This is a genomic window from Streptomyces sp. NPDC046931 (assembly GCF_040644655.1).
Lineage (GTDB): Bacteria > Actinomycetota > Actinomycetes > Streptomycetales > Streptomycetaceae > Streptomyces.
Genome location: NZ_JBEYWX010000003.1, coordinates 430,592 through 443,832 on the forward strand (window position 1 = coordinate 430,592; position 13,241 = coordinate 443,832).

At 73.5% G+C, this 13,241-nt stretch carries 11 protein-coding genes and 1 riboswitch; of the genes, 2 read left to right on the top strand and 9 right to left on the bottom strand.

Annotated features, from left to right (window positions below):
- Nucleotides 1-25 precede the first annotated feature (25 nt).
- The 7 genes from cobI to ABZ876_RS09415 are packed head-to-tail and all read right to left on the bottom strand — an operon-like array spanning nt 26 to nt 10,846.
- A complete protein-coding gene (gene cobI, locus ABZ876_RS09385) occupies nt 26-775 on the bottom strand; it encodes a precorrin-2 C(20)-methyltransferase (protein WP_361776803.1) in 750 nt (249 codons plus the stop codon).
- The gene (locus ABZ876_RS09390) at nt 772-2,127 is read right to left on the bottom strand and encodes a cobyrinate a,c-diamide synthase (protein ID WP_361776805.1); all 1,356 of its coding nucleotides are present in this window, start codon (nt 2,125-2,127) and stop codon (nt 772-774) included. The genes cobI and ABZ876_RS09390 overlap by 4 nt, the downstream gene beginning before the upstream one ends.
- Entirely contained in the window at nt 2,127-2,735 is a 609-nt protein-coding gene (gene cobO / locus ABZ876_RS09395; protein WP_361776807.1) for a cob(I)yrinic acid a,c-diamide adenosyltransferase, read from the bottom strand. The genes ABZ876_RS09390 and cobO overlap by 1 nt, the downstream gene beginning before the upstream one ends.
- On the bottom strand, nt 2,735-4,738 hold the full coding sequence (locus ABZ876_RS09400) for a putative cobaltochelatase (protein ID WP_361776809.1): 2,004 nt from the start codon (nt 4,736-4,738) through the stop codon (nt 2,735-2,737). Before ABZ876_RS09400 ends, cobO begins: the two co-directional genes overlap by 1 nt.
- Nucleotides 4,735-8,388 carry a cobaltochelatase subunit CobN gene (gene cobN / locus ABZ876_RS09405; RefSeq protein WP_361776812.1) on the bottom strand — a complete coding sequence of 1,218 codons (3,654 nt, stop codon included), beginning with the start codon at nt 8,386-8,388 and terminating at the stop codon, nt 4,735-4,737. The genes ABZ876_RS09400 and cobN overlap by 4 nt, the downstream gene beginning before the upstream one ends.
- The gene (locus ABZ876_RS09410) at nt 8,385-9,893 is read right to left on the bottom strand and encodes a cobyric acid synthase (RefSeq protein WP_361776815.1); all 1,509 of its coding nucleotides are present in this window, start codon (nt 9,891-9,893) and stop codon (nt 8,385-8,387) included. The genes cobN and ABZ876_RS09410 overlap by 4 nt, the downstream gene beginning before the upstream one ends.
- Nucleotides 9,890-10,846, bottom strand: coding sequence for a cobalamin biosynthesis protein (locus ABZ876_RS09415; protein WP_361776818.1), 957 nt, complete (start codon nt 10,844-10,846; stop codon nt 9,890-9,892). The genes ABZ876_RS09410 and ABZ876_RS09415 overlap by 4 nt, the downstream gene beginning before the upstream one ends.
- A 126-nt stretch (nt 10,847-10,972) precedes the next feature.
- Nucleotides 10,973-11,048: riboswitch (cobalamin riboswitch) on the bottom strand.
- 378 nt (nt 11,049-11,426) lie between these two features.
- Here ABZ876_RS09415 and ABZ876_RS09420 point away from each other — a divergent pair.
- A complete protein-coding gene (locus ABZ876_RS09420; RefSeq protein WP_361777018.1) occupies nt 11,427-11,609 on the top strand; it encodes a DUF397 domain-containing protein in 183 nt (60 codons plus the stop codon).
- A gap of 30 nt (nt 11,610-11,639) precedes the next feature.
- Nucleotides 11,640-11,948, top strand: a complete 309-nt coding sequence (locus ABZ876_RS09425; protein WP_361776821.1) for a hypothetical protein — start codon at nt 11,640-11,642, stop codon at nt 11,946-11,948.
- On the opposite strand, the gene ABZ876_RS09430 is transcribed toward ABZ876_RS09425, so the two are convergent.
- Nucleotides 11,878-12,327: a hypothetical protein gene (locus ABZ876_RS09430; RefSeq protein ID WP_361776824.1), complete on the bottom strand. Its 450-nt coding sequence runs from the start codon at nt 12,325-12,327 to the stop codon at nt 11,878-11,880. The two genes, ABZ876_RS09425 and ABZ876_RS09430, sit on opposite strands and share 71 nt — an antisense overlap.
- A 44-nt stretch (nt 12,328-12,371) precedes the next feature.
- Nucleotides 12,372-13,229, bottom strand: coding sequence for a helix-turn-helix transcriptional regulator (locus ABZ876_RS09435; protein WP_361776827.1), 858 nt, complete (start codon nt 13,227-13,229; stop codon nt 12,372-12,374).
- Between the last annotated feature and the right edge of the window lie 12 nt (nt 13,230-13,241).

The window sequence follows — 13,241 nt, forward strand, 5'->3', positions numbered from 1 at the left end:
TCCTCGCGCGCCGGTCTGCCGACGGTCACAGCTTGCCGCCGCGGGTGCCGTCGCGCCGGGCCGGCGAGATGAGGGTGGACAGGTAGGGGAGCGGCCGGCCGTCGAGGTCGGAGGCCGGCCGGACGGACTCCTCCGGCAGCCCGAGCGAGGCCCCCCACACGGCGTCGTCGATGCGCCCGGTCTCGCGCAGCGCCTCGGCCACCTCGTGCGCCTGCCGCCCGAACTTGTAGGCGACGACGGTACCGGGACCGCCGAGGGCGTCCTTGAGCGCCGCGGAACCGGCCGTGACGGGCACAAGCGTCAGCGGTTCGGTGCCCTCGGTCAGCACGGCACCCGACCGTGCGGCGAGGTCCTGCATCGCGGTGATACCGGGCACGGTCTCGATGCGCGTTCCCGGCACCAACTCCTGCACGGTGTGCGCGAGGTAGGTGAACGTCGAGTACACGTTGGGGTCGCCGATGGTGGCGAAGGCGACGGCGGAGTGCCGCCCCAGGAGCCGGGCCACGCGCTCTCCGGCCGCGTCCCAGGCCGCCTCGCGCCGCGACCGGTCGGTGCGCTCGTTGAGCGCGAACACGACGCGGACGACCTTCTCCTCGGGCACGTAGTGCAGCACGGTCGCCTCGGCGCGCCCGCGCTCGCCGCCGTCCGCTCCATCGGGGGCACCCATCACGGGGACGACGACGACGTCGGCCTCCCGCAGAGCGTTGACGCCCTTGACGGTCACCAGCTCGGGGTCGCCGGGGCCCACCCCGACTCCGATCAGCCTGCTGTTCATGACGTCCGGCACCTCTCCACGAACCGACGGGCCGCACCGGGCGCGGCGGCCCAGTGCGTGTGCAGATAACTCGCGTGCACACCTTGCTGTACAAAACCTTCGACGCGGCGCACGGGGGCGCGCACCCCCCAGGCGGGAGCCGCCCCTGCCGCGGGCTCGACCACGGTCCGGTGGAACTCGTGGCCCCGCATCCGCGTCCCCGCCACGGCGAGGACACTGTCGCTCACTGCCACCGCGTCCCGGTAGCCGAGGGTCAGCCGTTCGCTCATCCTGGCGCTCGCGTCGAACACCCCGCACATGGGCTGGCCGTCCAGCTCGCGGCACAGGTACAGCAGTCCGGCGCACTCGGCGGCGACCGGGGCGCCGCCGAGCGCCAGCTCGGTGACGGCCTTGCGGAGGGGCTCGTTGGCGGACAGTTCGGCGGCGTACACCTCCGGGAACCCGCCGCCGATGACCAACCCGGCCGTGCCGTCCGGCAGTCGCTCGTCCCGCAGGGGGTCGAAGACGACGACCTCGGCGCCGGCGGCGGTGAGCAGTTCGCCGTGCTCGGCGTAGGAGAACGTGAAGGCGGGGCCGCCGGCCACGGCGACCACGTCCCGTGCGCCGGTCCCGGAGACCGGCGGCTCCCATGGGGCCTCCGGCAGCGCGCCCGCGCTCCGCGCCAGCGCGTACAGCGCGTCCAGATCGCACCCCTGGCGCACCTGCTCGGCCATCGCGGCGACCGCCTCGACCGCCTCCGCCCGTCGCTCGGCCACCGGCACCAGCCCGAGGTGCCGCGACGGCGTGCCGATCCGGGCCGCCCTGCGCAGCACCCCCAGCACCGGCACCCCGGACGCGTCCAGCGCGTCCCGCAGCAGCTCCTCGTGGCGGTCCGAGGCGACCTTGTTGAGGATCACGCCCCCGATCCGCACCTCCGGATCCCACGACGCGAACCCGTGCACCAGCGCCGCCACCGACCGCGACTGCGAGGACGCGTCCACGACCAGCACCACGGGCGCCCGCAGCAGCTTGGCCACCTGCGCCGTGGAGGCCAGCTCCCCCTCGCCGGCGGCCCCGTCGTACAGCCCCATCACGCCCTCGACCACGGCCAGGTCGCAGCCGTGCGCGCCGTGCAGGAACAGCGGCGCGATCAGCTCCGGCCCGCACAGGTACGCGTCGAGGTTCCGTCCCGCGCGCCCGGTCGCGAGCGCGTGGTACCCGGGGTCGATGTAGTCGGGCCCCACCTTGTGCGGGGACACGGCGAGCCCCCGCCCGGCGAAGGCCGCCATCAGCCCCGTGGCCACGGTGGTCTTGCCGCTGCCCGAGGAGGGCGCGGCGACGACCAGCCGGGGGACGGAGGAGGGGGAGGACATCACCACTCGATGCCCTTCTGGCCCTTCTGCCCCACGTCCATCGGGTGCTTCACCTTGGACATGTCGGTCACCAGGTCGGCGAACTCCACGAGCTGCCCGGGCGCGTTCCGCCCGGTGATCACCACATGCTGGGTGCCGGGGCGGGCACGCAGCACCTCGACGACCTCCTCGGTGTCGACCCAGCCCCAGTGCATCGGGTACGCGAACTCGTCCAGCACGTACAGCCGGTACGTCTCCGCGGCCAGGTCACGCTTGACCTGCTCCCAGCCCTCCCGGGCCTTCTCCTCGTTCGTCGCGTTGTCCCCCTGGAGGTCGCGCTGCACCCACGACCAGCCCTCGCCCATCTTGTGCCAGTCGACGGTCCCGCCCTGACCGGACGCCCCCAGCACCCGTAGCGCGTTCTCCTCGCCGACCTTCCACTTGGCCGACTTGACGAACTGGAACACCCCGATCGGCCAGCCCTGGTTCCAGGCGCGCAGCGCGAGCCCGAAGGCGGCGGTCGACTTGCCCTTGCCGACGCCCGTGTGCACGACGACGAGCGGACGGTTGCGGCGCTGACGGGTCGTCAGTCCGTCGTCAGGTACGACACTCGGCTGTCCCTGCGGCATTACGCGGCCCTCCTCGTGGTCCTCTGAGTGCCCTGCACATCCCGTACGAGCCCGGCGATGCTGTCCGCGCGCAGCTCGTCCAGCGTCACCGCCGTACCGCCCAGCTCCTCGGCGAGCCGACCGGCGAGCCCCAGCCGCACCGGCCCCGACTCACAGTCCACGACCACGGCCGCGACACCCTCGGCGGCCAGCAGCCCCGCCGCACGCCCGGCGAGCGCGACCGGATCGGTGCCGCCGGTGGCCCGTCCGTCCGTCACCACCACGACCAGGGCGCGCCGCGCGGGGTCCCGCAACCGCTCGACCCGCAGCACGTCATGGGCCTTGAGCAGCCCGGCGGCCAACGGCGTCCTGCCCCCGGTCGGCAGCGACTCGAGCCGGGCCGCCGCCGCGTCCACGGACGAGGTCGGCGGCAGCGCGACGTCGGCCGCCGAGCCGCGGAAGGTCACCAGGCCCACCTTGTCCCGCCGCTGGTAGGCGTCGAGCAGCAGCGACAGCACGGCGCCCTTCACGGCACTCATCCGCTGCCGGGCGGCCATCGACCCGGAGGCGTCGACCACGAACAGCACGAGATTGCCCTCGCGGCCCTCCCGCGTCGCCTGCCGCAGATCGTCCCGGCGCACCACGAGCCCGGGGCCCGACCGCCCGCGCGCCCGCTGATGCGGTGCCGCCGCCTGCACGGTCGCCGCGAGGTGCAGCTTGGTCAGCGCTCCCCGGGGCCGGCGTGCCCCCGTGGTCCGCCCGTGCTCGGTCCGCGCCCGGGACCGCCGCCCCGCGGCGCCGTCACCGAGTCCCGGAACGGTCAGCACCTTGGCGCGGAAGGGCTCACCCGAGCGCACGGCCTGCTGCTCCCCGGAGCCCGAGGACTGGGGCTGCCCGCTCTCCCCGGCCTCGGGCCGCGCGGCTGTGTCACCGCCGGCCTGTGGACCGTCGTCCGGCGCGGGCCGGCCGCCCCCGCCGCCGGGCCCGTCCGGACCCGGATCGTCGTCGTCCGAACCGCCGAACTGCTCCAGCGTCTCGTCGAGCCTGTCCTCGTCGAGTCCCGGAGCGTCGAACGGGTTGCGCCGCCGCCGGTGCGGCAGCGCCAGCAACGCGGCCTGCCGCACGTCCTCGGCGAGCACATCGGTCCGCCCCGCCCAGGCGGCCAGCGCCGTGGCCGTGCGCGCCATCACGATGTCCGCGCGCATGCCGTCCACCTCGAACGCGGCGCAGGTCGCCGCGATCTGCCGCAGCGCCCCGTCCCCGAGCCGCACGGACGGCAGCAGCTCCCGCGCCGCCACGATCCGCGCCCGTACGGCGGCCTCCTCCTCGGCCCAGCGTGCCGCGAAGCCCTCGGGGTCGTCGTCGTAGGCGAGCCGCCGCCGTACGACCTCCACACGCTGGTCGGGCTCGCGCGAGGCGGACACCTCGACCGTCAGTCCGAACCGGTCGAGCAGCTGCGGCCGCAGCTCGCCCTCCTCCGGGTTCATGGTGCCGACGAGCAGGAAACGGGCGGCGTGCCGTACGGAGACGCCCTCGCGCTCGACGTACGAGGCGCCCATCGCGGCCGCGTCGAGCAGCAGGTCGACCAGGTGGTCGTGGAGGAGGTTGACCTCGTCGACGTAGAGGATCCCGCGGTGCGCGTCGGCGAGCAGCCCCGGCTCGAACGCCTTCACACCCTCGGCCAGCGCACGCTCGATGTCGAGGGCGCCCACGAGCCGGTCCTCGGAGGCGCCGACCGGCAGCTCCACCATGCGCGCGGGCCGTCGCGTCCCCCCGCCGGCCTCGTGCGGCCCGTCCGGGCAGCGCGGGTCCGGCGCCGCGGGGTCACAGGAGAAGCGGCACCCGGGGACCACGTCCACCTCCGGCAGCAGCGCCGAGAGGGCGCGTACGGCGGTGGACTTGGCGGTGCCCTTCTCACCGCGTACCAGCACTCCGCCGACCGCCGGCGACACGGCGTTCAGCAGCAGTGCGAGCCGCAGGTCGTCCTGGCCGACGACGGCCGTGAACGGAAAGGGAGTACTCACTTCTCGTCGCCCTCCAACTCGCCTTCCAGCTCCAGGTAGGTGGCGCGCAGCCGTTCCAGCGTGTCCGCGTCCGGCTCGGCCCACAGGCCCCGGTCGGCGGCCTCGAGGAGCCGCTCGGTGATGCCGCGCAGCGCCCACGGGTTGGACTTCTTCATGAAGTCGCGGTTCTCGGCGTCGAAGACGTACTCCGCGCTGAGCTTCTCGTACATCCAGTCGTCGACGACTCCGGCCGTGGCGTCGTAGCCGAAGAGGTAGTCGACGGTGGCCGCCATCTCGAAGGCGCCCTTGTAGCCGTGGCGCCGCATGGCAGCCATCCAGCGCGGGTTGACGACACGGGCGCGGAAGACCCGGTGCGTCTCCTCGCCCAGCGTGCGGGTCTTCACCTGGTCGGGCACGGCGGAGTCGCCCACGTACGCCTCCGGGGAGGCACCGGTCAGATGCCTGACCATCGCGACCATTCCGCCGTGGTACTGGAAGTAGTCGTCCGCGTCGACGAGGTCGTGCTCACGGGTGTCCACGTTCTTCGCCGCGACGGCGATCCGCCGGAACGCGGTCTCCATGTCCCCGCGCGCCGCCCGACCGTCGAGCCCGCGCCCGTACGCGTAGCCGCCCCACACCGCGTACACCTCGGCGAGGTCGGCGTCGGAGCGCCAGTTGCGGGCGTCGATCAGCGGCAGCAGACCGGCGCCGTACGCGCCCGGCTTGGAGCCGAAGACACGGGCCGTGGCACGCCGCCGGTCGCCGTGCTCGGCGGTGTCCTCGTCGGCGTGGGCGCGGACGAAGTTCTGCCCGGCGGGCTCGTCCAGCTCGGCGACGGTGCGTACGGCGTCGTCGATGAGGCCGACGACGTGCGGGAAGGCGTCCCGGAAGAAGCCCGAGATGCGCACCGTGACGTCGATGCGAGGACGGCCCAGCTCCGCCGGGGGGATCACCTCGAAACCGGTCACCCGGCGCGAGGCGTCGTCCCAGACCGGGCGGCAGCCGAGCAGCGCGAGGATCTCGGCGATGTCGTCGCCCTGGGTGCGCATGGCCGACGTGCCCCAGACGGTGAGGCCGACGGACTCGGGGTACTCGCCGGTGTCCTGGAGGTACCGCGCGACCAGCGAGTCGGCCAGCGACTGCCCGACCTCCCAGCTCAGCCGGGACGGAATGGCCTTGGGGTCGACGGAGTAGAAGTTCCGGCCGGTCGGCAGGACGTTGACCAGACCACGGGTCGGGGAGCCCGAGGGACCGGCCGGGACGTAACCGCCGTCGAGCGCCTTGAGGATGTGCCCGATCTCGTCGGTGGTCCGGGCCAGCCGGGGCACGACCTCCGTGCACGCGAACTCGAGGACCGCGACGGCGTCCGGCAGGTCCGCGCCGAGCACCTCACGCACCAGCCCCGGCGCCGCCGACACGTCCCAGGCCCGCTCCTCCATGCCCTCCGCGATACGGCGGCACAGGACCTCGAGCAGGTCGATCGCGTCCGAGGCGGTCCGGGAGGGGCCGTCGACAAGGTTCGTCAACTCGGCCGGCACCTTCACCGGCGCCCCCGGCTCGGCGAGCAGCTCCTTCTCCACCAGCCCGAAGTGGTCGGCGAGCGAGGCCCGCAGGCCCGGAAGGGCGTTCGCCTGCCCGCCCCACACCTGCGAGGCGCGCAGCACGGCGAGCACGAGGTTCACCCGGGGCTCGCCGACGGGGCCGCCGCCCAGGATGTGCAGACCGTCACGGATCTGCACATCCTTGATCTCGCACAGATAGCCGTCGATGTGCATGACGAACTCGTCGAAGTCGCCGTCCTCCGGCTGCTCGTCCACATGCAGGTCGTGGTGCAGCTCCGCGGTCTTCACCAGGGTCCAGATCTGGGCCCGCACGGCGGGCGCCTTGGCCGGGTCCAGGTCCGAGACGAGCGCGTACTCGTCGAGGAGCTGCTCCAGCTTGGCCAGGTCGCCGTAGGTGTCGGCGCGCGCCATCGGCGGCACGAGGTGGTCGACGACCGTGGCGTGCCCGCGCCGCTTGGCCTGGGTGCCCTCGCCGGGGTCGTTGACGATGAACGGGTAGATCAGGGGCAGCTCGCCGAGGACGGCGTCCGGGGCGCACCCGCGCGACAGCCCGAGGCCCTTGCCCGGCAGCCACTCCATGGTGCCGTGCTTGCCCATGTGGACGATCGCGTCGGCGCCGAACGAGTTCTCCAGCCACCTGTACGCCGCCATGTAGTGGTGCGACGGCGGCATGTCGGGGTCGTGGTAGATCGCGATCGGGTTCTCGCCGAAGCCGCGCGGCGGCTGGATCATCACCACGACGTTCCCGAACCGAAGGGAGGCGAGGACGATGTCGTCCCCGTCGACGTACAGCGAGCCCGGCGGCTCCCCCCACGCCTCCACCATCGCCTCCCGCAGCTCGGGGTCGAGCGTGTCGAACCACGCCCGGTAGTCGGCCAGCGGCACCCGCGCGGGCGCGGCGGCGAGCTGCTCCTCCGTCAGCCACTCCACGTCGTGGCCGCCGGCCCCGATGAGCCGGTGGATCAGCTCGTCGCCGCCCGCCGGGTAGTCGGTGAGGCCGTACCCGGCGTCCCGGAGCGCGTCCAGCACGCGGACGGCCGACGCGGGCGTGTCCAGGCCGACCGCGTTGCCGACCCGCGAGTGCTTGGTCGGGTAGGCGGTGAACACGAGCGCCAGCTTCTTCTCGGCGTTCGGCTTGTGCTTCAGCCGGGCGTGCCGTACGGCGATTCCGGCGACGCGCGCGGCCCGCTCGGGGTCGGCGGCATACACCGGCACCTCGTCCGGGCCCTGTTCCTTGAAGGAGAAGGGGACCGTGACGAGACGGCCGTCGAACTCCGGGATCGCCACCTGCATCGCCGCGTCCATGGGCGACAGCGCGGCGTCGGACTCGTCCCACGCGGCGCGCGAGGAGGTCAGGCACAGGCCCTGCAACACGGGGACGTCCAGGTCGGCGAGCGCCCCGATGTCCCAGGCCTCCTCGTCACCGCCCGCCGACGCCTGAGAGGCGTGCGTGCCGCCCGCGGCGAGGACGGTGGCCACGAGCGCGTCGGCCTTCGACAGCAGCTCGTACAGCCCCGGGTCGGCGCCGCGCAGGGAACCGCAGTACACCGGAAGGGCGTTGGCGCCCCGCTCCTCGATGGCGTCGCACAGCGTGTCCACGAACGCGGTGTTGCCGCCGAGTTCGTGGGCCCGGTAGAAGAGCACGCCCACGGTGGGGCGGCCCTCGACCCACGGGCGCTCCCCGTGGACGCCGTACTCGGGCATCCTCTGCGGCTCGACGAAGCCCTCGCCCGTCAGCAGCACCGTGTCGGACAGGAAGCGGGCCAGCTCCGTGAGGTTGGCAGGACCGCCCTCGACCAGGTACCGCAGCGCCTCCGCCACGACGCCCGCGGGCACGGACGACTCCGCCATCAACTCCGCGTCGGGGACGGCCTCCCCGCCGAGCAGCACCGTGGGGATGCCGGCGGACCTGAGCGCGGCGAGCCCGTCCTCCCAGGCGCGCTTTCCGCCCAGCAGCCGTACCACGGCGACGTCCGCGCCCTCGATCAGCCCCGGCAGCTCCTCCGCGACGTCCACGCGGGCCGGGTTGCCGATCCGGTAGGGCGCGCCGGAGGCACGGGCCGCCAGCAGATCGGTGTCGGCGGTCGACAACAACAACACTGTGCTCATGCAGGCGCTCCCGGTGGAATGAAAGGCAGTCCTTGCGGCGCGCCCGACTCGATGAGCCGCCACAGCGCGTCCGTGTCCGCGTGCTGTTCGATCAGGTCGCCGAGCCGGTCGAGCTGCTCCTCGCGCAGCGCGGCGAACGACGTGCCCGGGGCCGGCACGAAGCGGCGGCCCGCGGCGGCCGCCACCTTGCGCAGGAACGCCCGCCGGAAACCGTCCGACTCCAGGGAGCCGTGCCAGTGGGTGCCCCAGACGGCGCCCACCCGGCAGCCGTCCAGGAAGGGCTCTCCCCCCAGGACATCGGCGACCCCGTGGTGGATCTCGTATCCCCCGACCCGCTCGCCGAGCGCCTCGCCGACCGGACGGGTCAGGGTCTTCTCGCGCGCGAACCGCACCCGCACGGGAAGCACCCCGAGCGCGTCCACCGGGCCCCGGCGACTCTCGACGTCGTCCTCGATGTGCTCGCCGAGCATCTGGAAACCGCCGCAGATGCCGAGCACGGGCCGCCCCTCGGCGGCCCTCCTGACGATCGCCTCCGCCAGCCCCCGCTCCCGCAGCCAGTCGAGGGCCCGGACCGTGCCCCGGGTGCCCGGGAGTACGACGAGATCCGCGTCGGCCAGTTCCTCGGGCCGGTCCACGAACCGCACGACGACGCCCGGTTCGGCGGCCAGGGCGTCCACATCGGTGAAGTTGGACATCAGCGGGACGGCGCACACGGCGACCCGCAGTACGTCCTCGCCTACGGGCGCGGCCACCTGCGACTCGCGGACCGCGCCCCGCAGCGACACCCTCAGCCCGTCCTCCTCGTCGATGCCGAGGCCGTGCCGGAACGGCAGAACCCCGTACGTCCGTCGCCCGGTGAGGCCGTGCAGCATGTCGAGCCCCGGCTCCAGCAGGGAGACGTCGCCGCGGAACTTGTTCACCAGGAACCCGGCGACCAGCTCCTGGTCCTCCCGCGAGAGCAGGGCGAGGGTCCCGAAGAAGGAGGCGAACACACCGCCGCGGTCGATGTCGCCGACGACGAGCACGGGCAGCCGCGCGCCCCGCGCGATGCCCATGTTCACGATGTCCGTCCGCCGCAGATTGATCTCGGCGGGACTGCCGGCCCCCTCACAGATCACCGCGTCATACGTGCCCCGCAACTCGGCGAGGCAGTCCAGGACGGTGCCGAGGAGCCGCTGCTGCCGCCCGCCGTGGTAGCCGCGCGCGCTCAGCTCGCCGACCGGCTTGCCGAGCAGCACGACCTGACTGCTCTGCTCGCCGCCCGGCTTGAGCAGCACCGGGTTCATCAGCGCGGTCGGCTCGATGCGGCAGGCTGCCGCCTGCATGGCCTGCGCCCGCCCGATCTCGGCGCCTTCGCGGGTGACGAACGAGTTGAGGGACATGTTCTGCGCCTTGAAAGGCGCGACCTTGACCCCCTGCCGCACCAGCCACCGGCAGATCCCGGCGGTCACGACGCTCTTGCCCGCGTCGGAGGTGGTGCCGGCGACGAGGAGACCGCCGCTCATGACGTACGTCCCTTCGCGAGAACCCTACGGGTGAGGAGGCGACCGGCGACGGTGACGCCGAGCGCGAGCGCGGTCACGCGGCGGGAGAGCCGCACCGCTCGTTCGATGTCGTCGATGCGGACGGCCCGCCCCCGGGCGTTGAGCAGCGGCCGGTGCTCGACCCGCCCCGCGTACGACAGCGTCCCGCCCAGCCGCAACCCCAGCGCCCCGGCGAACGAGGCCTCCACGGGCCCGGCGTTGGGGCTCGGGTGCCGTCCGGCGTCCACCCGCCAGGCGTGCACCGCCCCGCGCCGGTCCGGACCCGTCGCCGCCGCGAGGAGCGCGGTCAGCCGGGCCCCGGGCCAGCCCACGAGGTCGTCGAGACGCGCCGAGGCCCACCCGTAGCGGCGGTAACGGGGCGACTTGTGCCCGACCATGGCGTCGAGGGTGTTGACGGCCCGGAAGCCGACGAGCCCGGGCACCCCGCCCACGGCTCCCCACACCAGCGCGCCCACCACGGCGTCCGAGGTGTTCTCGGCTACGGACTCGACCACGGCCCGCGCGATCCCGTCGGCGTCGAGCGCCTGCGGATCCCGCCCGCACAGGTGCGGCAGCCGTGCGCGGGCACCCTCGACGTCGCCCGCCGCGAGGGCACGCCCGATCACCCGGGCCTCGCGCGCCAGCGAAGTCCCCCCGACGACGGCCCAGGTGGCGGCGGCGGTCAGCGCGACGGACGCGGTAGGGGAAGGACGTACAACCCGTGCGGCGAACGCCGCGGACGACACGGCGCCTCCGGCGCACAGGGCGGTGTGCAGCGTGCCCCATCCGCGGTGGTCCCGCCACAGCACCCGCTCCACGGCAGCCGCGGCCCGTCCGAACGCGGCGACCGGGTGCCCGCGGCGCGGATCGCCGAGGAGAAGGTCGCCGAGGAGGCCGGCGGCGGCGCCGTACGCGAAAACGCGATCGGCACCCATCGGCTCAGCCGAGCGTGGGGTGGGGAAGGATCCGGGTACGGGTACGGGACCTCAAACGGCGGCCGCGCATGGCGATATGTCCTCACTCAGGGTGTCCACGCCCTGGATCGACGAGACCGGCGGCGAGAGTTCCTGGCTCCCGGGGCGTGTGGTGCCCCGGTGACAGTGGCGGGACCGCGCCGGACTCGCACCGGCTTCCTCTCCTGCCGCCGTATTGGCTCCGGCAGTCCACCACGCACCCCGAACACCCGTCAACTTGCTCTTGACCTGCGACGCAGCGGTGTGCTGAGACCCACATCGCCGAAATGTCGCCAGCCACTCGAATCGGCGCTTTCTGCGCTCTTTCCTGGCGGGCAACCTGGGAACAACACTCAAGGGAGCGGCAGGACGAACGCGAAAGAGCGCCGACGAGCGGCATTGGGTGATTCGTTGCGGGGAGACGACCCTGGTGTGGCCGGCCTCTGCTGCCCCGGGCAGCGGTGGGGCACGGCGCTCGGGAGCGTCGCGGTGAGGACGCCGGGTCGGTGCGCTGACTGATGAGACGGAGGTCGGTGTGATCGGCAGGGTGGCGTCGGCGCGTGTGTGGCGGAAGAGCAGTCATTCGGGTGGTGACCACACCGACTGTGTGGAGGTGGCCGTCGAGGGGGCGCACATTCTGGTGCGTGACTCGAAACGGCGCACCGGCCCGGTGCTCGTCTTTCGCCGTACCGCGTGGTGTGGTTTGCTGGCTGGACTCGAGGACCCGGCAATGGACGGTTTCTGAAGGTCCGTCCGGAGGACGGGAGGGACCCGCATGGGGGACAGTGCCAAGGAAGTCCGGGCGCGCGCGGGAGGTCCTCACACGCCGCGCACCGCTCTGTCGGCGGCGGCCCCGCTGGCGCTCTTCTCCCTGACCACGGGGGTGTTCGCGGTGGGCGTCGGAGCGCTCGCCGCACTGCTCGTGCCGGGTTCCACGGCACGGGCCCTGGTCTGGCTGGTGGTGACGATCGTCGCGGCGGCCGGCGCCGGCCTGTGGTGGGGCCTCACCCCGGTCACGGAACGTCTCCGTGTTCTCGACCGGGCTGCGGCGACTGTTCGTCCGCGGGGCTCGGGGACCCGCTGACCTCCGGGGCGCGCGCCGCTCCCGAGCGGCCGCGCAGCGCCCGTCCGATCCGTGCGGCGAGGGCGGTGACCACGGCCGCGCCGAGCGTTGCCAGCACCGTCTCGGTCAGGGGGGTCAGGACGCCCGTGCCGAGGCCGGTGGCCACCCGGGCCGACACGGCGATGCTCAGCAGCAGGACGCTGCCGCACGCCGTGCCCAGCAGCAGACGGGTCGCGGGCGGGTGTATCCCGCCCTCGGCGGGGGAGTCCCCCTCCTCCGCCAGGGGCCCCGCCCCGCCCGCGGCGGCGGTTCCCGCGGCGGGGCCGGGCGGGTCACCCGCCGCCGGGAAGCGGAACGCGCGCAGCTGCCTGTACCACTCAAGGAACCCGAGGACCGCCATGGGTCTTTCCTCCCCGTTGTCCGCCCGGGCCGTCCTCCCGGACTTCAGCTGTTGCCGAGACTCTCCTTGACCGCGTCGATCAGCTCGACCATCCGGTCGCCCTCGTACGCCTTGGTGCTGATGTCCTCGAAGCACTCCTGGTAGCGGGCCGTGAGGCCGAGGTCCTCACGGTTGGCCACGCTGCCGGTGGCGCCTTCCAGGTAGAGCAGGTCGTCGCCGTCCGTGAAGCCGAGCAGGGTGAAGGACGCGCCCATGCTGTAGTGCGCGCCGGCCGTGAACGGCAGCAGGCGCAGGTCGACCCGGGGATGCCGGGACATCGTCTTGAGGTGTTCCAGCTGACGGCGCATCACCCCCGGGCCGCCGATGACCCGCCGGACGGCCGCCTCGTCCATGACGATCTGCACGTCCGGGCCGTTGTCCCCGTCGAAGATGCGTTCCTGTCGCGTCGCGCGCAGTTCCGCCGAGCGGCGGGCCAGATCCCCGTTCTCGCGAGGTGCGAGCTGGGCCAGTGTGTAGTCCTCGATCTGGAGCAGCGAGCAGACGACGGACGGGTGGTAGAAGCGGATCGAGGTCGCGGCGCCCTCGTAGCCCAGGTACTGGGCGAACTGCGGCCGCACCATGTCGTTGTACGGCGCCCACCAGGACGGTCCCTTCGACCCGCGGGCGGCGTCTTCGAGCTCTGCCACCAGCCCCGGGTCGGTGACGCCGTACAGCTGGAGCAGTGCGCGCAGGTCCGTGACGCTCAGGCTGACCGTCCCGGCCTCCAGCCGGATCAGCTTGGACAGCGACCATTCCAGCGCGTCGGCGGCCTCGCGCTGGGTGAGACCGGCATCCTCGCGCGCCCTGCGCAGTTCGATGCGGAGCCTGCGCCGGTTCAGGCTCGGATCGATGTCCCTGGCCATGTCGCTCCTTGC